Source organism: Pseudomonas sp. p50(2008) (assembly GCF_015351605.1).
Classification (GTDB): domain Bacteria; phylum Pseudomonadota; class Gammaproteobacteria; order Pseudomonadales; family Pseudomonadaceae; genus Aquipseudomonas.
Genome location: NZ_JACMYF010000001.1, coordinates 282,433 through 302,178, shown reverse-complemented (window position 1 = coordinate 302,178; position 19,746 = coordinate 282,433). Strand labels below are relative to the sequence as shown.

Below are 19,746 nucleotides of genomic sequence, written 5' to 3'. Positions count from 1 at the left end.
ATTGGCCAAAGCTGGGAGCGCCACACCTCCCTTATATGGGCTCTATTCCTCGTGCGCTATCGATCCGTTCAGCTACCCGGTAAGCCGCTTCCAACTCTGAGCAACTGTTCTCCTGCATCAGTGTCCAGCGCTCGGCTTTTTCCTCGGGCTCCGTCATAGCCAGGGCGAGATAGAGGCTGGGTGGCACGGCCCGAAACAGCGTCTCGAGCTTCTTCGACAGTACGACCCCTTCGGTGTATTTGCCTGGTTCTTTGCTGGCGGACAGCAACAGGTTTTTTTGCGCTGGTGTGAGCTTCTTGAAGCGGGCGATCTCTTCGATTTCCGCCGGCGGCATGTTCAAACAAATCCACCATTCGATCATGTTGAGCATGGTCTGCGCAGCAGTGGGAAAGTCGGCAAGGTTTTGCGTCGCCAGCCAGAACCACGCGCCAAGTTTGCGCCACATCTTCGTACCCTTGACCACGAACGGTGCCAATAATGGGTTCTTGGTGACGATATGGCCTTCGTCGGTGACCATGATGATCGGCCGCCCGAGGTACTGGTCGCGCTCGGCAAGGTTGTTCACGGTGTTCATCAGGCTGATGTAGCTGATGGACATCTGTGCCTCATAGCCTTCGCGAGCGTAAGTGGCCAGGTCGACAATGGTCACATCGCTCTCGGGCCAAGGCGTGCCCTCGCGATCGAACAGTTCGCCCTCGAAACCCTGGCAAAACAAGTCGATGGACTCGCCCATTTCCTGGGCACGCTCACGACGCTTCTCCGGCAAATGCGGGTCAGCGGCGACGCGCAGCAAGGCGTCGCGCACGTTGCGGGTCAGTACCTGGCGGTCCGCTGCGACACAGGTATGTGCTGCATCGAGGATACACTCGCGGATCAAGCTGCGATCGGCCCGGCTTAGGCGGGCTTCTTCCTCGGCCTCGCCGCCGGTGATCATCAGGCGGGCGGTGATCTCCAATTCGCCGAGAACATCGCGCCGGTCTTCGTGACTGGCTACCGCCTCATCGTCCAGCTCATCGATCGACAGACTCGCGACCTGATCCGGCTGCTCGACCAGGCGCCAAGCATCGACAAAGGGCGCGAGACTGACCGAGGCACCAGGTTTCAATTGGAGCTTGTTTACCGACAGGCCCTGTGTCGCGAAGTAGTCACCCTGCAAACCAAACGAATTGCCGGCCTCGACGATAAATAAGCGAGGACGGTACACGGCCATGACCTGCATCAGCAGGGTGACCAGGGTGGCCGACTTGCCGGCACCGGTGGGACCGAATAACAGCAAATGACCATTCATGGCCCGGTCCAGGCGTGACAACGGATCGAAGCTCAGTGGCGACCCCCCGCGGTTGAACAGGGTGATGCCTGGGTGGCCAGTGCCGGTGCTGCGGCCCCAGACTGGAACGAGGTTCGCCAGGTGCTGGGCGAACATCAGGCGTGTGTACCAGTTGCGCGTGTCGCGGGCTGGGTTGTAAACCATCGGTAACCAACGCAGGTAACTGTTGCAGGCGGCGACTTCATCGCCTTCGCGTACCGGTTGCAGCCCCGCACCCAACAGCGCGTTGGCCAGGCTGACCGAGCGCTGGTGCAATTGCTGCTCATCGTGACCGCGCACGTAGAACGCCAGGGTGCCGCGATACAGCTTGTGCTGGCGACCGATGATCGTACGAGCCTCTTCAACATCTTGGCGGGTCTGGGTCGAGGCTAGGTTTTCACCGATGGCTTTGCGGGCAAGGCGGTTCAACTGATCCTCAAGTACATCCTGCGGTTTGACCACCAAGGTCAGACTCATCACCGTGCCTTCGGGTAACTGGTCGAACAGGGCATTCACCGCGTCGCCCTTGCGAGTTTCTCCGGTGAGTTGACCAATCAAGGGCGCCCGGCGAAGCTTGTCCACCACCATGACCCGGTGGGGCTGATCGTCAAAAAACCAGAGTCCGTGCTGCACATCCGAACGCGGTTCGTTGAAGAACAGCCGCTCGGCAAAGTCATGATCGAAGGGCAGTTCCAGCGACTCGCCCTCGGCAGACTCCGGATAGGCAACGCGTTGGTAGAACTCCTCGGGCGCTTCATTGGTTAGCGTGGGCGCAGGATTGAACCAGGGCACTAACCAGGCATAAAGACCTCGGCCATCGACTCGTGTCGATTGCACCCCGCACGCCTGCAACGAAGCCGCGATACGTTCGCAAGCTTGTTGCAGGGATTGCACTGGAGTGAGTCCCGTCTCCTCAGCGTCAGACTCAAGCCAGCGATAGATCACCAGGCGCACCCGTCGGTTATTGCCACGCCAGGATAGGCGCGTAACCACCTTATCCTCAAACAGACCACCGGGCTTGGTGATGGCCTTCAGATGACGACGGCTGAGCTCCAAATATGCTTGGGTGAAGACCGTGCCTCGCGCGCTGTCCCGGATATAGTCGGTGAGTCGGGTCAGATAGGGGGTGAAATCGTTGTCGTCCTGGCAGAAAAACTGCGCCACCCAAGGCGCTTGATCCAACTCGTCAAAGCTATCCTGCAGGGCATCCTCGAGGGCATCGCGGGCCGCCATCAGCCAATCGGGTTCGCGCCCTTCGGTGCCGATGGGCAGCAACTCGAACACCGCACCCACCGAACGATTGTCATCGAGCAGAAAACACTGCTCAGTGTCGAGGTACTCGACCCAAGGCAGGTGATCGGTGAAGCTGGGGTTGTGCGCATACAGTGCGGTTTCATCGGCTAAGGTCACGCGCGGGCGCGACGGGTTGCGCCAAGCTTTCCACGCGTGAGTGCGGTTGCCCGAATCGCCGGTACGCACTACAAGTCTTCCTGACGTTCACCAGGTAATGCGTACTGCACCCGTTGGTAGAACGGAAAGACGGTTGAGTAACCCGGGACCGGTGCTTGCTCGGTACCGCTCAGGTGCGGATACACGTACAGCACTAGATCGGGATTGGGCAGGCGAGGGAACAGGTTGCGGATCTCATTCGCCGCTGTGCGAGTGTACGGTTCCTGGAGAGAAGAGGAGAAATCTGCCTGAGCCAGCGGGCAGCGTAACTGTTGCCGAGCCTCCAACAGTTGCTGCTGAGTTCCTTGTGAACCGGCGCCGTTCCAGATGTCCAGCATGGTTTGCTCGCCATGGGGCAAAAGCGTTTCCTTATCGGTGGAACACCCCGTCAGGACCCAGCAGAGCAAGCTAATCCAGGTCAGGCAGAGAAGCATGGTCTTTTTCATGGCGAACGCTCCGGCCCTTGGGCTCGTAGTCGATGGTGATCTCATGGTCAAGGTGCAGTGCGACCTGTGCTGCAGGTGGTACGTACACGGCAGCAAAGGCTTCGCCATACAGTTTGTTCACCCACTCGCGGATGTCGCTGACCCCACCACTGAGGATTGAATTCAGCGCGCTGTTGCCCGTGCTGTTGGTGACCCCGAAGGCACTGCCGCCCGAACTGATCACGCTGCTGTTGTTCCGCTCATCCCCGAGCAGGGCAGCGACCCCGGCGCCGGCTGCGGTGATCAAGCTCTGGCTGCCGAGGTACTGTTGGGCGTTCGAGCGGCGCTCGCCGGCAATGCAAGGAATGCCATACGGATCGGACAAGTAACCGAGTCCACCGCGGATCTTGTCAGTGTTCGAGCTCTGGGTGGTGGAGGCATTGCGGCTGGCTACCGCCTTTGGCTGAGGCACCGTGCGGATGGTGCCATCGGTAAACACAAAGGTGATTGACTCGACCTGTCCGCGTACGCAAGACAGGGTCCAATCACCGGACGCCGTGCCGCTCATCACGGCACCCGCGACGTCTGGCAGGTCGATGCCGTTGGCGGTCAGGTTCTCAGGGCCAACCAGCACTTTGAAGGGATAGGGATCATTCACAGTGCCGTCCACCGGGACGCGGCCGATCAGCGCGGTCATGGCGACTGAGCCCATCAATGTCGCGTTTTCGGGGATGGTGTAGACCGGCTTCGCCCCTTCGGTTCGGTCAACGGATCGCGTCAGGTCACGCTCACCCTTGGTGACTGCACGTAGCTGTTTCTGGCTGCGATCAATAGGATTGTCTTTCAAGCCTTCCAGTGAGTTGAAGGCGGTAGGCAGACTCAATGCGGGGGAGGAGGTCTTGGTTTTGCCTCGGGTGTCGGTGCCCGAAGCATCCGAGGGTTCAATCCACTGCAGCGCATCATTGGCAGGATGCTGTCCGTCAAACTGAGCACCGTCGCCAGGCTCGATCCCCAATCCGATTGGCATATCCTTGCCTTTGCCGGTCAGCCCCGACAACTGATCCTGCAATTGCGTGAGCAGGCCGCGAGCCTGACGACTGTCTTGTTCCGCTTTGAGTCGGGCCTCGTTGGCTTGGCGGCGGCCTTCGTCGACCTGCTGGGTCACACTGCCAAGCGCGGTCTGGATACGCGAATCGACACTGTTTTCCCGCTCGCGTAGGCGGTTGTTTTCCGTCTGCAATGAGTCATTGTGTTTCTTCAAACCGAGCATGTCGCTGCGCATGGCCTTCACCTGGCCGACCAGGGTGGCGACCGTGTCGCGTGGGGTATCGCCTGCAATGCCGAGCGACTTGGCTTGCTCGGCGGATAATTGAATATTGCCCTGATCAACTGGGTGCTCTGGAGAAGGTGTGCTGCCACCCGGGACCCAGGTTTTCAGGATGATCAGCACCACGCCCAACAGCGCAGCCGGTACCAGCCATTTGAGCAAGGCGTTAGCTTTCATCGTCAGCACCTCGCGCAACGGGCGGGAGCAGCACGGCTTGCTCGAGGCCGGCACCGCGGGTGACCAGGTAGGCGATCGTGGTGTCTTCAGCGCTGCCGACAGGCCCGAGGAAAGCATGCTGGAAGGCCGCGGCGAACAGCTTGGCCTGAAGTCGACGTGGATCGAGTTGCACCGTCTCTGAACCACGATTGCGCAATTTCACCGCCGTCACCCAGTAATCACCGAGTCGCCAGACGGCGATGGGTGTGCTGGACACGTTTTCGGTCGGCAGCAGGGTCGGCAGTTCGGTACGCAGCTTGAGCGGGACGCGGCGTACACCGGGCAGGGACTCCACGGTGCGCAGCGGCGCGTACAGGCTTTGCGCGGCGTAGCGCGTCAAAGCGACCGGGATCGGTGTGTGTTCTGGAACAGGGACGGTGCTAGATTCAGCCTCGGTAGCTTGCCCCTGAGCATTCTTGAGAATACGTACGGGCTCCAGCGGTTGATCGCCGGGAGTGGCCGCGATATCCAGGAGGATAATCTCGCCCGTCGTGACCGATTGCAGTTGCAGTCGTGTCGGTGCAATGGCTTCTGACGCGCGCAGGTACAGCGTGCCGCCAGTTGATTGCACACGCAGTTTGCCTGTCAGGGTTGAGGGCACACCGACGCGAACAGCCTCATCGATAAAGACCACTCGTTCCTGATTGATCACCAGCGGGACCGCGAGGGGGAGGCGTTCCCAGTGCATCAGCTCGACGGCCTGCGCTACAGCTCCCCATAGCATCAGTGCAACGGTGAGTCCCAGGGTAGAAATCCGCTTCATGGCTCACCTCCAGGCAGGGAGATTTTTTGCGGAGTGCCCTGATAACAATCCAGTGCCAGCCCCCACTTATTGCGTTCGGGGTCCAGATCAAAACGCACCACGCGCAATGGATACCGCACCACCACCCGTTTCACCGGTTCGGCGGCGTAATATTCATCGGCATTGAGATCGAGCTTGACCAGCCAGCTGTCGCGGTCGAGTTGCTTGACCCTGAGTTCCGGATCTTCGCTGTAGCCTCGGCCCAGAATTTCGTAGACGCCACGCACCCGCTGGCGCAGCTCGCCGGCGGCCTTGCGGTACTCATAATCACCGTCGAGGAAGGCCTTGCAGGCGGGTGTCAGGTAGGACTGCAAGCCATAGATGGCGCGGCGATAATCCTGCTCGCCATCCGAAGGCCAGCGGTTGAGTTGGCCAAAGATGTACAGGGCAAAGGCATAGACATTCTCTGGGGGGACATCCCACCACTTGCGAGTGCTGCCCGAGCGCAGATCCGGGGGGACATGCACCGTCAGATCGGTCGGTGCCGAGCGCCAGCCATACCAAAGTCCGGCACAGACCAGGGCCAGAATCACTACCGCCAGACGCAGGCTGAAGATGTGGGCGTGTTGGGCATCCACCTTGTTCCGAAAACGATTCATGGTTGCCACCGGAACAGGGCAGGGCGCAGTCGACGCGAACGGCGAATCGTCCAGGCGCCGGAGTGGAGAATCAAACTTCCGCGCCCCAGGCGCCAACGGCTGGCGAGTATCCATTCGAGCTTGCGGTACAACCAGGTCTCGGGGCGAGCCCGTTTGGCCCGACGCAAAAGCGTACCACCGGCAAATAACACCAGCGCCATGCTTGCGATCATGCTGGTCGGCGCAACGGCAATAGACGAGGTGACGATCCCTAGAGGAACGCCCAGCAGCAGGCCAATGGCGGCGCCAGTGCCGAGAGCTACCCACATCTCATCATTGGTCAAACCGCGCAGTACGGCAGGATCGCGGTTGAGTCGCTCCGGCAGAAAGACCAAGGTGCCGTCGGCAAGGCGTTCGATAGTGTCGTTCATGTCGACCTCACAGAATCGCGGCGGCCTTGGTCAGGAACCAGATGATGATCACCACCAACAGGGCGCCGATGCCGACCACCGCGCCGAGGTCCTTCCAGGTCTTGCGCTGGTTCTGCACGTCGGCATAGACAGTTAGGGAATGCCAAGCCACCCCGAGAAAAGCGAGCAGGGCGATCAACAAACCGAGCAGGATGCCGCCGTCATAGGCGTAGTTTTTGATCGTCTCGATCAACCCGGAACCTTCACCACGCGAAGGAGCCTCCATGGTGGGAAGCTCGGCAAAAGCCAGGCTTGGGCCGAGCACCAACAGCAGGCCGATCAAGCGCTGGCTGGCACGATCACGCAGGTTGTTTTTTAGAGGGGTAAAGCACTTGAGCATGGCAGTGATCTCCTGGATTAGGACAGCGTGAAGAACATCAGGACTAGTAGGGCGAGCAAAACACGTGCGGCGCTGCCGCCAAACGCGCCGAAGCGCACACTGCCGGTGGCCCAGCCCCGGTAAGCCGTCCACATCACCCAGGTGCACCAGAGCAAAGCCAGGACGAGAACCAGGGACAACCAGAGTGTCGAACTGCTCTGTGCCGAGAAACCGGAGGCGTTTTGGAACGCTGCGGTCTGAGCGTCGGTCATGCTCATGGCGACGGTTCCACGGACGGGATGTCGAGGCGGTAATCGCCGACCAGCTCACCAGCGTCGTGAGGTTGAGCACGGGAGGGCGACAGATAGTTCTGCATTCCTTGGCGAATGCGTTGGATGTCCTGAGACAGGCGGGGATAGTCGAAGCGATAGCGTTCGTTTGGTTCGGAGGTCCTGGCTACCTTAGCTTGCGCCGCAAGGCGCTCAATAGTGTCGACCTGCTGCTGAACTAGGCTGAGCTGCTCGCGCTCATGAGCAGATGCGGCATAGCCGCCGCTATGGAACGTCATCAATATGAGCAGTAGGCAGATTCGGAAAAATGTAGTCGGCATGTGGATAGCCCATTTGGAGATGGGGCCAGCATTCAACTAACGTCCAGGACTCAGCAGTAAGAAACACGAAACACGCTGCGTCATTTTATTTCGATACAGTCTCTGATCGTGGAGCGAGTTCGAACACCGTATCGAGAGCTACGAAACGCGGAAAAATGACACGATTGGACCGCAAGTACAGCATTGGTTACTCATGAAAAACGATTAGTAGCCGTTAACTTTTGATTCCGCTAACAGCATTGTTAGCGGGGCGCAGATAAGCGCGGACGAAATCAGTTAACGAAGAGTGATAGCAGAGAGTGAACATCCAACAAGCAATTCGGCGGTACCGTATTCGACAGGCCGTGGGCTTCTCCTTGATGGTCTTCGGGGGGCTATTTTATTTGGTTTCATCGTTGATTTTTCTGCACCATCAAGCAGAGACTCTCGCGAGCACAAAATTTTTTGGGCATTTGGGAGGGGTTGTGCAAAATTTAGTAGCCGATGTTTACCAGGTCACATCACCCTACATCGGTTTTGTATGGGAGCACGCGCCTACCCTCAGCCAGGAAAACCCGCTCAGCTATGGAAATTTGCTGTTTTTCGGTTTGCTGGGTGTGATGATTATTGGAAAGCAAATTCTCCTTTCCGCTAGCCAACTCAAGAGGCGTGTTCAGGTTCAATTCGAACGTCTTGAGGAAGCTCAGTGGCGCAACTCGATGCAAAATGGAGCAGCCACCCAAGTCAACGCAAATCAGATCGGGCAGATCAATTTTTATCAGCAGTCTATGCCGCCGTCCCCTAGCGGTGATTGGTGGCAGCGGCCGTTGGGTATTGTTGGTTTGTCTATTATTGGCGGTTATGTCGTCGCGATTTTGGCTAAATTCACCGGAATGGTTTAACACGTCAGCGTTACATTTTATTAAATGTATTTTTTAAACGTCGCCGCGGTGATGGCTGTCGTTATTCCGAGCATCATCGCGCAAGGCAAAAAGACGGCCATAGGATTGAGCGAAAAGGGCAGGGACAGATACATGATCCAGGGTACGAGCAGCAGGGGTATCACTGCTCGTTTAGCTCGGTGATAGACAAAACTGCTTTCTCGCCCGGCTCCAAACTTGCGCAGGTCGCGGCGCATCAAACCATCGACAAAACCGGTGAACGAGGCCAACAAAAATAGCGGTGTGGCCAGAGCCAAGATGGTTAGGCGCACTACGAAGGTAAAGGTCACATACACCGCCGCCAGTACGAAATCCTCAATGCTCACGTAGAGCTGATTCGCCCAGCTCCAGAAGCCATTGCCCTGGCCCGAAACCCGCGCCTGCCGGGCAAAATCCTCAAAGCCAGTCTTGACCAGCAGCCACTGATTGAGGAGCTCCAGCCACTGGACAATTGTTTTCCCAGGCTGTTGGATGAGAAGTGAAGCTTTGAAGTGCTCGCTGAGCCAGCCCAACTCACTGGTTAGCATAGCCTGACTATGCCGCCAGCCCTGATCACCCCAGAACAGTAGCAGCCCGGCGAACTCGATGAGGATCGAGAACAGCAACGAGGCAATCAGCAAACCGATGATGCGCAGGACTAGGCTGATCGTCGAGATGATCAATCCCGGACGCTGGATCGGTTGTGGCGGCGTGTTCTGGGTGGAAGTCGCCATAGTTCACCCCATTGCGCGCTGCAGAGTTGATGTGGGCAATACGTCTCCTGGATCGTTTTCTGCTGAATCGAAACCTGTTGTGGGGTAGGGCTACCCCACCTGATCCAGATCGAAGTTGGTAGTTGGGCCGCCACCGCTTGCGCTCCACCATTGCCCCGCCTGCGCGTTATAGGCCGCCCGCATCCGTTGAGTGAGTTCCTGTAGGTCCTTGGGCATGGCGTCGACGTTGGAGGGTTTTGGCAACGGCATGCGGACTTTCCAGAGCTGCCCACCGGCCTGGAAGGAGAACATTTGCCCCTTGGGCAAACTGACGATATGAGCAGGCTCGATCAGCGGCACACTGGTGCTGCTGACACGGTCCTGGGAGGACGAGGTGAAGTCCGTGTTGGCGTCCGGATCGGATGTGTCCGTCGCACCCGACATCAGGGTCTTGGTCAGCACGTTAACCTTGGGTAACTGCTGGGTGAGCAGTTCAGCGGTGGCGGTTTCGCGCACGCGGAGCATCTGCAGGGTGTTGAAGTTGCCAATCACCTGGCCAGCTTTGGCGCGGTTGCCGATACGTGCTTCGATATCGCTGAGGGTCTGGGTGTAGGCGGTTACCTGGATACCGGCGCCGCCACCCTTGTTGATCAGGGGGATGAACTCATCGCCCATCAATTCGTTGAACTCATCAGCGTGCAGGTTTATCGGCAGCTTGTCACTGCTGCTGCCTGATGGGGGCAGGCCGTGGTCAATGCCATGTTTGTAGATGTGGCCCGCGACCGAGACCAAATCAGCGAACATGGAGTTGCCCACAGCGGCTGCGACTTCGGCGTCGGTCAGCGCATCCAGGCCGACGTAAACGATGCCGCGTTTGCGAATGATCTGCATCCAGTCGAAGATTGGTCGCGGGTCATCTAGGTCGGTGTAGTTGGGGGCCAGCAGTTGGGCGGTCTTGCCGGTGGTGAGTTTCTCCAGCAGCGGCAGCAGCGAAGCAACGATTTTGTCGAAGTAGGTGCGGTCGTAACGTACTGCCGAGCGCAGTCCATCCAGCACCGGATCGAATACCCGTTTCACCGCCAGGTACTGTTCGATGGCCACCACACGCTTTTCGCGTCCCACCATATGCCGGGGAATGTTCTTCTCAGTGAGTTTGCCTTCCAGTTGGACGATCACTTCCCAGGCTTTCGGATCGGTCTTGGCGAAAAACTGCTGAGCGTATTCGATGAACAGCGCGTCTATATTGACCACATGTCGCTGGATCTGCAGGTAGTCTGGGCGCCGGCCCAACTCGATCAAAGCCCGGGCAATGATGTTGACAAAGCGCCAGGCGAACTCGCGAAAGGCTGCGGAGTTGCCTTCGCCACTGAGTTGCCCAGCGATGCGCGATGCTACCTCCGAGATGCGCCCGAAACGTCCCACCGCGTTGTAACGCGCGGAGATCTCTGGCCAGCCTAGATGGAAAACATAGAATTCCTTTTCCCGACCGGCCCGTTTGGCTTCGACGTACATGCGTTTGAGCAGGTCGGCATCGCCCTTCGGATCGAAGACGATGACCACCTCATGTTCGACGCGGTGAATGTCCTGGGTGATGTACACCTCGGCGAGTCGCGTCTTGCCGACACGGGTAGTGCCCAGCACCAGGGTGTGTCCGACCCGTTCGCCCAGCGGCAGACTGACTTCCGTTTCGTTGGGCTCGACCCCATGCAACAGAGGCGAGCCACCGACTGGGGGTAAAGGGCGCAACGGATTGAAGGCACTGTCCCAGGCGGTGACACGGGCCAGTATCGAGAGCGGAAACGGTGCATGCTCCAGGCGCCGTTCGAGTTCACGGGCCAGCCGGTAGTGGGTCGGTTGGTCGACATAATGGGCGACCGCCGGATCCTGGGCCTCGACCAAGCGCTGGGTGTGCAGGCGGGTCCAGCGAAAGCCGCGACCCATGAACAAACGCTTACGACTGACCGGAATCTGCCGGCTGGTCAGCTCGTAGCGGGGCAGCCGGCGGATATTGCGCCGATAGCGCAACACCTCCCAGGCTTGTCGCAGGCGGATCAGGCCGAACAGGGTATAGGCCAGCGCCGCAACCTGCCCGATCTCGGGTGACAGGGCCACGGCCCAGGGCGAGTACACGCACAACACCGCGGCGGCGATGCAGATTGTTACGGTGTACAACTCGACCGCTGGCCGGAGCTTGGACTCCATCGCATGCTCGGCCATGACCTGACTCACTGTCCCAATGAGGTGGCGGTGATCAAGACGGGGTAGTGCAAAATCTGCAGGCGGGTGGCGATGTCGTTGCCGTTGACCGGCAGGATGGTGATGTCTGGAGCGGCTGCGCGAATTCGGGCCAGGGCTTCAGTGTCGGCTACTTCGACGGCGAGGCCAGCCGCGCCCATTTCCTGCAGTTCAGCAGCGCGCTGACGCAGCCAAGTCAGCGACAGGGGATCGTCACCGACCAGAAAAAATGGCCGCAAGCCCGGCATGTTCAGGGCGCGATACGTGATCTGGCCGGGGCTCAAGTGGGGGCTACGGATGGGCAGTATCCAGGCTTCATCGGCAAACGTGGACAGGTCCGCATGCATGGCCCGATCAGGCTGGATCTTGTTGTTTATTAGCGGCCTGGCAACTTGAAAATGGTGTCGGGTGAAGTCGCTAGGCTGATCCCCGGCTACGGTCAGTTCCGGCTGGGCGAAAGATACCAAAAGCAGGATGAAATAACAGGCGATGGGGATTCGCTTCATGGTGGTGTGCCCTGTTTGAAAGAAACCAGCAACCGTTCGAGTTGCCGGGAAAAGCCGGCGCGGTAACGCGCGGCCGGCGTTCCTCCTGCCGGGCGGTGATATCGGCCGGCAGCTGATACCCAATCACCGGTGGTGGCGTGATGCTCCTGCAACAGCGCGGCGGTCACGGCGAGATTTCGGTAAGGGTCAAGGGCTTCGCAGGGGCTGGAATAACGTTGCCCGTGGTAACCCAGGTTGGTTTGTCCAAGACCGACATCGACCCGCTTGGCGTCATGTCGCGCGAGCGCCTGAAGTAAGGCGTGACAGGCGGCCTGGCGAGTGGCGAAGCGGTAGGGTATTCCGGCGATGTTCAGGGTCCAGGGCCAGGGCAGCAATCGACCACGGACGTGGATACCACTCTCCTGCAGGGCAATTGCGAATAGCACCATAGAAGGGATGTCGGCGTCATGCGCCGCCAATTGATAGGCCGGAGGCGGAAGTTGGTCGGCCTGGACGGCGAGCACCGTCAGCACCAGCGCAAGACCACTCAGTCGAGGCGTTGCCATTGTCCATTCACCTGTTGAAATGTGGCAGGCATTGGCCCCGGGGCACCCAGGCTGAACCAGCGACCACGGTCATGGTTCAGGGTGATCTGCCGGCGTTGAACCTTGACGGGATCGATGCCCGCTTGCCGAGCCCAGCTACGGACGCGTTCATCCTCGCCTTGGCTGCCCACCAGGTAGATATCGAACGCCGTGTCGCTGCTTTGCAGACGCTGGGCTTCGGCGGTACACGCTGAGCAGTGGTCCTCCACAAATAGAGCCTGGCGCGGCGCGGCCGCTGAGCTGATAGGGGGCGGGGATGCCATGCCCTGGATCGGTAGCAGCCCGGGAAACAGCTTGGTCCAGGCCGCGGCGTAAGCGTTTTGGTAGGCCAACTCGCGCTCGGCGCGTTTGGCTTCCAGCGCTACCTGTAATTCGGCATAGCGCTGGCGCTCTTGGTCGGTCTGGGCCTCAACCCCGAGCGCGGTCAACGGATCGAGGTTCGGGCTCCAGAAACCGCGTGGGCCGGATTGGATCTGTTCGAAGCGCGTCCACTCCTGCCCCGTCAGGCCCCAGCTCGCTGCCTGTTCAGAGTCAGAGCGCCCCAGCGGAGCAGACTGCGTGTCCTGGGTCTGTGACTGTGTCGTGACGGGGTTGCCCATCGCAGCGTCCATGGCCAGTAGCGAAGCGAGACAGACGACGGTGGGCAGTAGCGCTCTGTTCATGATCGCTTCTCAAGGGAGGTGCACGGTCTGGTCTGGCTGAGCGGCCACCGCGAAGATGGCTGAGTTCGGCTCCAGCACTTTCAGGTACCAGGCTCCGAGCTGCTCGCCGCTATGCAGCAGCCGAACATCTATGAGAGAGCGACTGTCATGAGGTGCGACTGCCAAAAAGCGCTCACCACCACGGGATTCGACCCCCAACACCGAGAACGGTGGCGAGAGCGGGACGGGCTTGGGGCGAGCGGTCTTTTTCGGTTTAGTCGCGGAAGGCGACGGCGGTGGGGGTGATGGCTGGGTCTTGTGCTCCTGGAACTGCTGCTCGACCTGTTCAAGGTGTGCGCGCAGCGCTGTCAGTTCTGCCACGGTGGCGCGGGCTGCCAGACCATCGCGCAGCTCCTGTATTTCTTGCGCCCACTGATCCAGCATCGGATCGAGGGTATTGGCCTGTTGCTCACTAGTATCGACCATCTGCTTCAGGTCTTTCAGCGCGTACTGCAGCTTCTCTTGTGCATCCTTGAGGGCGCTTGAATCATGTTGCAGGGTGTCCAAAGTTTGTCGGTATTGCGTGTCCGTGCTCTGCAGTTTTGCCATGCGTTGATACTGGTTATACAAACCACCGCTCAGCCCGGCGACCGCCAGGCAAAGGAGCCCGATGATGAGGGTTTGAAACGTTGAGGCTTTCATGACCGCGCCTCCGATTGATGGGGCAAGACGGGTGTAATCAGCGCGACACCGGCATCCGTTTTCTGCTGTTCGAAGCAGACCGAACGGCTGACTTCATCGGTCGTGAGTTGCCAGGCGGGGCCAGCCAGCACTTGTAGCGCGCGGCGCAAAGGGATTGGACCAAGCCGGTAATGGGCTGCAGGCAGAGGCCGGGTAAACAGCAACTTCACCGACGCAGTAACGGGGCAGAGCGAATAGCCCGAGCGCTGCAATACGTACTGCAACGCATCCTGCACTGAGGGGTTTAGGCTGGACGGGATGTTCACTTCAATGATTTGAGCGAGAAGATAGCGTTGTTCCGTGGTGGGCTCGGTGCTGACCAGCGTATAGCGGCCATAGCGGAGTTCTGTCGGATGGTTTCCTTCCGCTGTGTCCCTCGAAAGCTGGGCCCGATTGGAGCCACTGTCGATCTCTGGATGGGTTGGCAATGTATTGGGGATTTGCGCGGTGCAGGCGCTCAACAAACCCAGCAGGCAGACAGGCGTGAAAAAACGCTCCATGGAAAAAACCTCATGACAGATTCAGTGCAAAACCTGACATGAGGTGAAGGAGCAACTCAGTGAGAAAGTTGATTCAAGGCGGGTCGTGTTAACGCTGAACGCGTTGCTATTCATCAAAAATAGCGAGCCCATTCAAGACGGCAGCGTCGGGGTCGAAGATCAACAATCTCGCATCCGCCAATGCCGCCAGGTACAGTACGTTGACTAGGACTTCCGGTGTGCCTGCGTCGAGTTGCTCTTGTCTCAAGCTTGAATAACGTTTGCCCTCAATGTTCAGCAAGTTTTCGTCCGTCCATGGCGTGCCAATCAGCTTGCAACTGATGCCGCAGCAATCCGGCAACTCGAAAAGCTCGAACAAAAGGCCGGTTTGCCTCGGAGCGGAGTTACTTGCCCATCCTTCCAGATAGAACATCGCTTCTTCAGGAAGGTGTGCGGTACTGATCTCCCAGGCTCGACTGTAGTGCCCCGTTTCGAAGCTCAAGCGATGGACCATGGCTTGGGCTTCTTCCAGGGAGTACAGATCGCCGAGGTGATGCCGCTCGTTGAGCATGTCGCCCATCACGGCGTAGATCACTTGGCGCACCAACCCGGTGGACTGGCAGCGTTCATCTAATTCATCCAATTCATCCGGAATGGATTGGCCTTCGCTGATCAAGGCGAAATCGTCATTGAACAGGCAGGTGAACAGTTGCAGCTCATTGTCGGGCAGATGTGCTTGTGAGTCGTGCACTGGTCGAACGCAGGGAGGGCAGTCGTTTTCGTAGGTGATCAGTAGCAGCCGTTCGATATGAAGGTTGTCGTAGCCGCGAGCAAATGGGGTTGAGGCCATCAGCAGAGCTGGGGCTTGGTGTGCGGGGTTCATGAGGGTTCTCCAGAATGAAAATGAACAAGGCGCCCGAAGGCGCCTGTGAGGGTTAAAGCCAGCCGTATTCGGCAAGGAAGAGAGGACGACCTTCACCCACGATGAAGTGATCCAATACACGCACTTCGATCAAGGCCAAGGCCTCCTTCAGCCGTGCGGTCAAGACGCGATCCGCCTGGCTGGGTTCTGTACAACCCGAGGGATGGTTGTGAACCAAAATGGCGGCCGCAGCGTTATGCGCTAGGGAACGCTTAACGACTTGGCGGGGGTAAACGCTGGCGCCATCAATGCTGCCGTGAAAGAGGACTTCGAATGCCAGCACCCGGTGCCTGGCATCGAGAAAGATCACACCGAAGACTTCATGCTCTTGTTGCGCAAGCTGCAGTTTTAGGTAGGAGGCAACAGTGTCAGGCGACGTCAGGATAGGGCCGCGGGCGAACAGCCGACGATCCAGAATATGCTGCGCTTCGTCGATCAGCTGGTTTTCTTGGACAATGCGATCAGCCTCGAAATCCGAGGTCTCAATCAGTGTAAGTTGGGTGCTCATGGCGGTACCTCCGAAGGGAACAATCAGGGGTACACGCCCGAGGGGAGTGGTATCCCCCAAGGTGGGTGTGGAGTCTTGGGCGTTAGCAGATGGCGCGCTGTTTACAGCCGAGTGAATCGGTGGCGTTGACCGTGTAGATGTGAACCACAGCCGTCGCAAGGCGATGGAGAAAAGGTTCTTATTCCCCAGCCGGCTTCGGGATCGAAGTCGGCACTGATGGGCATCAACCGAACTAGCTCACGATGTATCGCGGCGATGCGTTGTTCGACCTCATCCTGCGAGTAATACAGCGATAAGGTGCTGTAGTCCTCGTAAGCTGTAGCGAACAGGCAGTCGTCGCAAAGCCAGAAGGATTCCATAATGGTCCCCTGTGCTGATTGAAGAAAAGGCGCTCGACGGAGCGCCTTGATGAGGAACATCGTGGACTGTTCAGGCGGACTGAACGGTACGGGTGGCATCACGGCGGGCCGTGCGCGGAGCGGGTGGAGATTCAGGTTCCACCCGAGCCTCTATTGGGTTTTCGGTATCCTCAACTTCGGCATCAGCCGACGGTGGGGATGGTTCACTGTTTGGCGCTTGCTCAGCAGGTGCTGTTGCTTCCTGCCTGGCGGGTGCTTTGTATTCGAACGTGCCGTTGATCTTGATCCAGTCGATGAACAGCAAACGACCTTTCAGGCTGGCGCCCGGTTGGCCTTGTTTCTCGCCTTTCTCATAGAGAAACGGATCGATCCACAGGTCGCCGATACGGAACGACAGCAAGACCTTTTTCTCGGCGTTGACGGCGTCCATATAGAGACGAATCAAGCGTTCAGCTTCACCCCCAGCGACTTTGCAGTCGAAGCGGGTGTACTCCACCGCATCGGTGGCACCGTGCAGGGCTGCGATATCGCAGGCAATGAATGGTTGGCCGCGGCGGACTTGGACTTCACGAACACGGTTGAGGTAGCCGATACCGACGGTGTGCAGGTTGAAGTAAGTGGTCGCTTCTTTGGATTGGTTGGCGTGGGCCATGGTGGTTCTCCTGTTTCAAGGGGAAACGGCGACGCACAGTCCCTGATGGGGAAGTGAGCCCCCGTCAGGGTGGGTAAGGTGAAGAAGAGCGATGAACGACTCACCACCGGCAAGCCGATGACGATCAGAACGATGCGTCTGGCGGAATAACGGTGCAGCTGAGGAACGTCTGCGGTAGTGGTTAGCAGACATGGGGTAGTGGGCATTCATCACCGCTGAGGCGGTAACCGTGCGAGCTTCCGAACGCTGATCGCACTTGGGTAAACCACCACGAACGTGGCGTAGCCTTGAAGGTTCAAGCTACCTGGGCTGGGCTGTCAACGACAGCAAACCACGCCCTTTGTATAAGCCTGTCACAGGGGAGCGTCAAGACGCTGCAACCCGATTTTTTATAGCCGGAATACAGTGGCAGTCACTGGACTGAAGAAAGTGAAGAGTGGGCCTGACGGGATGCCAGTCGAGGAAGAAAAAAACCACCTTTGACGGTCTTACGCAGTCGACCAGCGCCTCGCAACACTTGGTTGAACTGCGCCATGATTCGCCAACCGACCCTTGTCGTGGCCTGGGTCGGAACATGCTGGCACGCATCCGCGCACAAAAGGTGCCCAGTGTTTCCCCGGCGGGCTCCGGGACTGAATACGATCGCCGAAGCGGATGACCGCTGTTGCCGGGTAGAGGCAACAGTGGTCATCCGCCACCACGATCAGGTCAAGCACAAAACGGGAATGAAATCCCGCAGAAGAGAAGGCTCCGAACTCGACGAGTTCGACCGAGCTACCCGGAGCAAATCGGTCTTGGGTCGCCATTGGCGATGATCCTGAGGCACTACAGCAGAGAGGGTGGGACGACGTCAAGGCAGAGAACGCACCGTTCTCATAATGATCGTCCCATGGAACATCATGAGCGACGCGTATCTTTACTGATCGACACAGTGCCCTTGCAATCTGGGTAGTGGGAGCATGACCAGAACTGCCCTGATTTTCCTTTACGTCTACGCATCGAGGCATTGCAAATGGGGCAGGCCGGGCCGGCTTCGACAGGTACCGCCAAGGTGAGTGCGCCACAGTGTTCGACCAATTGTGCAATCCAGTTCGCCTGCTTGGCGACGAACGCATCAAGGGTCAGGCGTCCCGTTTCGATTTCGTCCAGGGCCTGTTCCCATATCGCGGTCATGCCCGGATCTGCGATTGCGGCGGGTACCGCCTCAATCAGGGTATGGGCCGCTGCGGAGGCCATTAAGGCGCGTTTTTTCTTCAGCAAGTAACCGCGATCAATCAACCCCTTGATGATGCCGGCTCGCGTGGCTTCGGTACCGATACCGGTAGTGTCCCGAAGTTTCTGTTTCAGGCGTGGGTCGTTGACCAGCTTGGCGACGTTTTTCATCGCCTTGATCAGATCGCCCTCGGTGAGTGGTTTGGGGGCGGCGGTGCGCATGGACTTGAGTTCGACGTCGTCCACTGCGCACTGCGTGCCCTGTTGCAAGACGGGTAAGACTTGGGACTTGTGACTGGGTTCGTCCTCCTCGGTGTTTTCGGAGAGCAAGCCTTTCCAGCCCTGGACCAGGATCTGTTTGCCAACAGCGGTCAATCGTTTTTCGCCACATTCCAGTTCGACCTGGGTTCGATCAAACTCATGAGACGGAAGAAATTGCGCGAGGTAGTGGCTACGAATCAGTTCGTAGACTTGGCGTTCTTGTTCGGACATCCGCGCAAGGTTCGCCGGCTCGGTGGTGGGAATGATGCCGTGGTGCGCGGTGACCTTGGCATCGTTCCACACGCGGGAGTGCAGTGATCGATCGAGTCTTCCGAATGCGGGCCGCAGGGTGGGATCGGTTTTGAGCAGGGCATCGAATACCCCAGATACCTCGTCGAACATACTCTCTGGCAAATAGCGGCAATCACTGCGCGGGTAGGTGGTTGCTTTGTAGGTTTCATACAGAGCCTGGGCGATATTCAGGACTTCCTGAACGCCGAGTCCCAACTTGCGCGAGCAGACTTCTTGCAGCGTGCTCAAGTCGAAGGGCAGGGGCGCCGCTTCGCGGAAATGCTCAGTCTGCAGCGAGAGTACTGTGGCGGTCTTGCTGCAAGAGATCGCTTGGACCGTTTGACTGGCAAGCGCCTGTTGCAGGCAACGACCCGCTTCGTCCTGTCCTGAGCTTGGCGGTAACCACGATGCGATGAATCGCTGACCCCTCGACGATAAGTGCACTTCAACGTTCCAGTAGGGCACCGGAACGAAACTGGCAATCGCACGATCCCGATCGACCACTAGGCGTAAAGTGGGTGTCTGTACGCGTCCAACCGACAGCACGCCGTCGTAGCCTGCCCGCCGACCGAGGAGGGTAAACAAACGACTGAGGTTCATGCCGATCAGCCAGTCAGCACGGCTGCGGGCGAGGGCTGAGTGATAGAGCGGGAAGGTCTCCTGACCAGACTTCAGCGAGGACAATGCTTTGCGAATCGACGCCTCGTTGAGTGCCGACAACCAGAGGCGCTGAACGGGGCCTCGATACTTGCAGAGTTCCAGTAACTCGCGGGCAATCATTTCACCTTCGCGGTCGGCGTCGGTCGCGATGACGACGGTGGTGGCTTTACTGAGCAGGCGCTTGATGACTTTGAACTGTGCCGCAGTCTTGGGTTTGACCTCGACCTGCCACTGCGCGGGAATGATCGGTAGATGATCTAACGACCAACTCTTGAAGTGTTCACCATAAGCTTCAGGCGGTGCTGTCTCCAGCAGGTGACCGATACACCAGGTGACGGTTGTCTCGGGTGCGATTAGGCAGCCATCGCTGCGCCGGCTGGCTCCGAGAACTTTGGCGATGTCACGACCTTGGGAAGGTTTCTCGCAGAGGAAGAGGCGCATAAGACTGCTCCGGATGGGGTCCGGAGCAGAGTTGTTGGAAACAGCAGCTACGAGATATGAGAAACCTGACTCGCAGGTACCTCATATTAGTCGGTGAGGACTGCCTTGACGATCCGATGCTGTTACCCCGTTTTAGCGTG

22 protein-coding genes are annotated in these 19,746 nt (G+C 58.6%); 1 reads left to right on the top strand and 21 read right to left on the bottom strand.

The features are described from left to right. Window positions 1-31 precede the first annotated feature (31 nt). The 9 genes from H7698_RS01340 to H7698_RS01300 are packed head-to-tail and all read right to left on the bottom strand — an operon-like array spanning window position 32 to window position 7,502. Window positions 32-2,785, bottom strand: a complete 2,754-nt coding sequence (locus tag H7698_RS01340) for a conjugative transfer ATPase (protein ID WP_150580264.1) — start codon at window positions 2,783-2,785, stop codon at window positions 32-34. Then, window positions 2,785-3,201: a TIGR03751 family conjugal transfer lipoprotein gene (locus H7698_RS01335; RefSeq protein ID WP_150580263.1), complete on the bottom strand. Its 417-nt coding sequence runs from the start codon at window positions 3,199-3,201 to the stop codon at window positions 2,785-2,787. The genes H7698_RS01340 and H7698_RS01335 overlap by 1 nt, the downstream gene beginning before the upstream one ends. After that, on the bottom strand, window positions 3,164-4,684 hold the full coding sequence (locus H7698_RS01330) for a TIGR03752 family integrating conjugative element protein (protein ID WP_194690356.1): 1,521 nt from the start codon (window positions 4,682-4,684) through the stop codon (window positions 3,164-3,166). The genes H7698_RS01335 and H7698_RS01330 overlap by 38 nt, the downstream gene beginning before the upstream one ends. Continuing rightward, window positions 4,674-5,486, bottom strand: coding sequence for a TIGR03749 family integrating conjugative element protein (locus H7698_RS01325; protein WP_150580261.1), 813 nt, complete (start codon window positions 5,484-5,486; stop codon window positions 4,674-4,676). Before H7698_RS01325 ends, H7698_RS01330 begins: the two co-directional genes overlap by 11 nt. Then, a complete protein-coding gene (locus H7698_RS01320) occupies window positions 5,483-6,124 on the bottom strand; it encodes a PFL_4703 family integrating conjugative element protein (RefSeq protein WP_020300906.1) in 642 nt (213 codons plus the stop codon). The genes H7698_RS01325 and H7698_RS01320 overlap by 4 nt, the downstream gene beginning before the upstream one ends. Continuing rightward, a complete protein-coding gene (locus H7698_RS01315) occupies window positions 6,121-6,534 on the bottom strand; it encodes a TIGR03750 family conjugal transfer protein (RefSeq protein ID WP_020300905.1) in 414 nt (137 codons plus the stop codon). The genes H7698_RS01320 and H7698_RS01315 overlap by 4 nt, the downstream gene beginning before the upstream one ends. Window positions 6,535-6,541: 7 nt before the next feature. Further along, a complete protein-coding gene (locus H7698_RS01310) occupies window positions 6,542-6,913 on the bottom strand; it encodes a TIGR03745 family integrating conjugative element membrane protein (protein WP_020300904.1) in 372 nt (123 codons plus the stop codon). A gap of 17 nt (window positions 6,914-6,930) precedes the next feature. Continuing rightward, entirely contained in the window at window positions 6,931-7,170 is a 240-nt protein-coding gene (locus H7698_RS01305) for a TIGR03758 family integrating conjugative element protein (protein ID WP_020300903.1), read from the bottom strand. Beyond that, a complete protein-coding gene (locus tag H7698_RS01300; protein ID WP_020300902.1) occupies window positions 7,167-7,502 on the bottom strand; it encodes an integrative conjugative element protein, RAQPRD family in 336 nt (111 codons plus the stop codon). The genes H7698_RS01305 and H7698_RS01300 overlap by 4 nt, the downstream gene beginning before the upstream one ends. 299 nt (window positions 7,503-7,801) lie before the next feature. Here H7698_RS01300 and H7698_RS01295 point away from each other — a divergent pair, with 299 nt between their 5' ends. Next, window positions 7,802-8,383 (top strand): hypothetical protein, encoded by a 582-nt coding sequence (locus H7698_RS01295; protein WP_020300901.1) that lies wholly within the window; start codon window positions 7,802-7,804, stop codon window positions 8,381-8,383. Window positions 8,384-8,403: 20 nt separating this feature from the next. Here the strand turns inward: H7698_RS01295 and H7698_RS01290 are convergent, their stop codons facing one another. The 12 genes from H7698_RS01290 to H7698_RS01240 all read right to left on the bottom strand — a co-directional run bounded on the left by H7698_RS01290 (window position 8,404) and on the right by H7698_RS01240 (window position 19,606). Beyond that, window positions 8,404-9,135, bottom strand: a complete 732-nt coding sequence (locus H7698_RS01290; RefSeq protein WP_032903626.1) for a TIGR03747 family integrating conjugative element membrane protein — start codon at window positions 9,133-9,135, stop codon at window positions 8,404-8,406. Between the two features lie 90 nt (window positions 9,136-9,225). Continuing rightward, the gene (gene traD / locus H7698_RS01285; protein WP_020300899.1) at window positions 9,226-11,331 is read right to left on the bottom strand and encodes a type IV conjugative transfer system coupling protein TraD; all 2,106 of its coding nucleotides are present in this window, start codon (window positions 11,329-11,331) and stop codon (window positions 9,226-9,228) included. Window positions 11,332-11,339: 8 nt separating this feature from the next. Beyond that, a complete protein-coding gene (locus H7698_RS01280) occupies window positions 11,340-11,855 on the bottom strand; it encodes an integrating conjugative element protein (protein ID WP_020300898.1) in 516 nt (171 codons plus the stop codon). Continuing rightward, window positions 11,852-12,400 carry a hypothetical protein gene (locus H7698_RS01275; protein WP_020300897.1) on the bottom strand — a complete coding sequence of 183 codons (549 nt, stop codon included), beginning with the start codon at window positions 12,398-12,400 and terminating at the stop codon, window positions 11,852-11,854. The genes H7698_RS01280 and H7698_RS01275 overlap by 4 nt, the downstream gene beginning before the upstream one ends. Then, window positions 12,382-13,101, bottom strand: coding sequence for a TIGR03759 family integrating conjugative element protein (locus H7698_RS01270; RefSeq protein ID WP_032903628.1), 720 nt, complete (start codon window positions 13,099-13,101; stop codon window positions 12,382-12,384). Before H7698_RS01270 ends, H7698_RS01275 begins: the two co-directional genes overlap by 19 nt. Window positions 13,102-13,110: 9 nt before the next feature. After that, window positions 13,111-13,782 (bottom strand): hypothetical protein, encoded by a 672-nt coding sequence (locus H7698_RS01265; protein ID WP_020300895.1) that lies wholly within the window; start codon window positions 13,780-13,782, stop codon window positions 13,111-13,113. Continuing rightward, window positions 13,779-14,321 (bottom strand): PFGI-1 class ICE element type IV pilus protein PilL2, encoded by a 543-nt coding sequence (gene pilL2, locus H7698_RS01260; RefSeq protein ID WP_020300894.1) that lies wholly within the window; start codon window positions 14,319-14,321, stop codon window positions 13,779-13,781. Before pilL2 ends, H7698_RS01265 begins: the two co-directional genes overlap by 4 nt. Window positions 14,322-14,427: 106 nt before the next feature. Further along, window positions 14,428-15,183 (bottom strand): DUF5983 family protein, encoded by a 756-nt coding sequence (locus H7698_RS01255; RefSeq protein WP_020300893.1) that lies wholly within the window; start codon window positions 15,181-15,183, stop codon window positions 14,428-14,430. Window positions 15,184-15,235: 52 nt separating this feature from the next. Further along, window positions 15,236-15,730, bottom strand: coding sequence for a RadC family protein (radC, locus tag H7698_RS01250; RefSeq protein ID WP_194690355.1), 495 nt, complete (start codon window positions 15,728-15,730; stop codon window positions 15,236-15,238). A gap of 101 nt (window positions 15,731-15,831) precedes the next feature. Then, complete coding sequence (locus H7698_RS31280; RefSeq protein WP_032903653.1) at window positions 15,832-16,089, bottom strand: hypothetical protein; 258 nt, start codon at window positions 16,087-16,089, stop codon at window positions 15,832-15,834. A 70-nt stretch (window positions 16,090-16,159) separates the two neighbouring features. Then, window positions 16,160-16,741: an STY4534 family ICE replication protein gene (locus tag H7698_RS01245; protein WP_020300891.1), complete on the bottom strand. Its 582-nt coding sequence runs from the start codon at window positions 16,739-16,741 to the stop codon at window positions 16,160-16,162. A gap of 897 nt (window positions 16,742-17,638) precedes the next feature. Then, window positions 17,639-19,606, bottom strand: coding sequence for a DNA topoisomerase III (locus tag H7698_RS01240; RefSeq protein ID WP_020300890.1), 1,968 nt, complete (start codon window positions 19,604-19,606; stop codon window positions 17,639-17,641). Window positions 19,607-19,746 lie beyond the last annotated feature (140 nt).

Coding starts and splice junctions, on each gene's coding strand:
- H7698_RS01335 (WP_150580263.1), bottom strand. CDS start 3,201: ATGAAAAAGACCATGCTTCTCTGCCTGACCTGGATTAGCTTGCTCTGC.
- H7698_RS01330 (WP_194690356.1), bottom strand. CDS start 4,684: ATGAAAGCTAACGCCTTGCTCAAATGGCTGGTACCGGCTGCGCTGTTG.
- H7698_RS01325 (WP_150580261.1), bottom strand. CDS start 5,486: ATGAAGCGGATTTCTACCCTGGGACTCACCGTTGCACTGATGCTATGG.
- H7698_RS01320 (WP_020300906.1), bottom strand. CDS start 6,124: ATGAATCGTTTTCGGAACAAGGTGGATGCCCAACACGCCCACATCTTC.
- H7698_RS01315 (WP_020300905.1), bottom strand. CDS start 6,534: ATGAACGACACTATCGAACGCCTTGCCGACGGCACCTTGGTCTTTCTG.
- H7698_RS01310 (WP_020300904.1), bottom strand. CDS start 6,913: ATGCTCAAGTGCTTTACCCCTCTAAAAAACAACCTGCGTGATCGTGCC.
- H7698_RS01305 (WP_020300903.1), bottom strand. CDS start 7,170: ATGAGCATGACCGACGCTCAGACCGCAGCGTTCCAAAACGCCTCCGGT.
- H7698_RS01300 (WP_020300902.1), bottom strand. CDS start 7,502: ATGCCGACTACATTTTTCCGAATCTGCCTACTGCTCATATTGATGACG.
- H7698_RS01290 (WP_032903626.1), bottom strand. CDS start 9,135: ATGGCGACTTCCACCCAGAACACGCCGCCACAACCGATCCAGCGTCCG.
- traD (WP_020300899.1), bottom strand. CDS start 11,331: ATGGCCGAGCATGCGATGGAGTCCAAGCTCCGGCCAGCGGTCGAGTTG.
- H7698_RS01280 (WP_020300898.1), bottom strand. CDS start 11,855: ATGAAGCGAATCCCCATCGCCTGTTATTTCATCCTGCTTTTGGTATCT.
- H7698_RS01275 (WP_020300897.1), bottom strand. CDS start 12,400: ATGGCAACGCCTCGACTGAGTGGTCTTGCGCTGGTGCTGACGGTGCTC.
- H7698_RS01270 (WP_032903628.1), bottom strand. CDS start 13,101: ATGAACAGAGCGCTACTGCCCACCGTCGTCTGTCTCGCTTCGCTACTG.
- H7698_RS01265 (WP_020300895.1), bottom strand. CDS start 13,782: ATGAAAGCCTCAACGTTTCAAACCCTCATCATCGGGCTCCTTTGCCTG.
- pilL2 (WP_020300894.1), bottom strand. CDS start 14,321: ATGGAGCGTTTTTTCACGCCTGTCTGCCTGCTGGGTTTGTTGAGCGCC.
- H7698_RS01255 (WP_020300893.1), bottom strand. CDS start 15,183: ATGAACCCCGCACACCAAGCCCCAGCTCTGCTGATGGCCTCAACCCCA.
- radC (WP_194690355.1), bottom strand. CDS start 15,730: ATGAGCACCCAACTTACACTGATTGAGACCTCGGATTTCGAGGCTGAT.
- H7698_RS31280 (WP_032903653.1), bottom strand. CDS start 16,089: ATGGAATCCTTCTGGCTTTGCGACGACTGCCTGTTCGCTACAGCTTAC.
- H7698_RS01245 (WP_020300891.1), bottom strand. CDS start 16,741: ATGGCCCACGCCAACCAATCCAAAGAAGCGACCACTTACTTCAACCTG.
- H7698_RS01240 (WP_020300890.1), bottom strand. CDS start 19,606: ATGCGCCTCTTCCTCTGCGAGAAACCTTCCCAAGGTCGTGACATCGCC.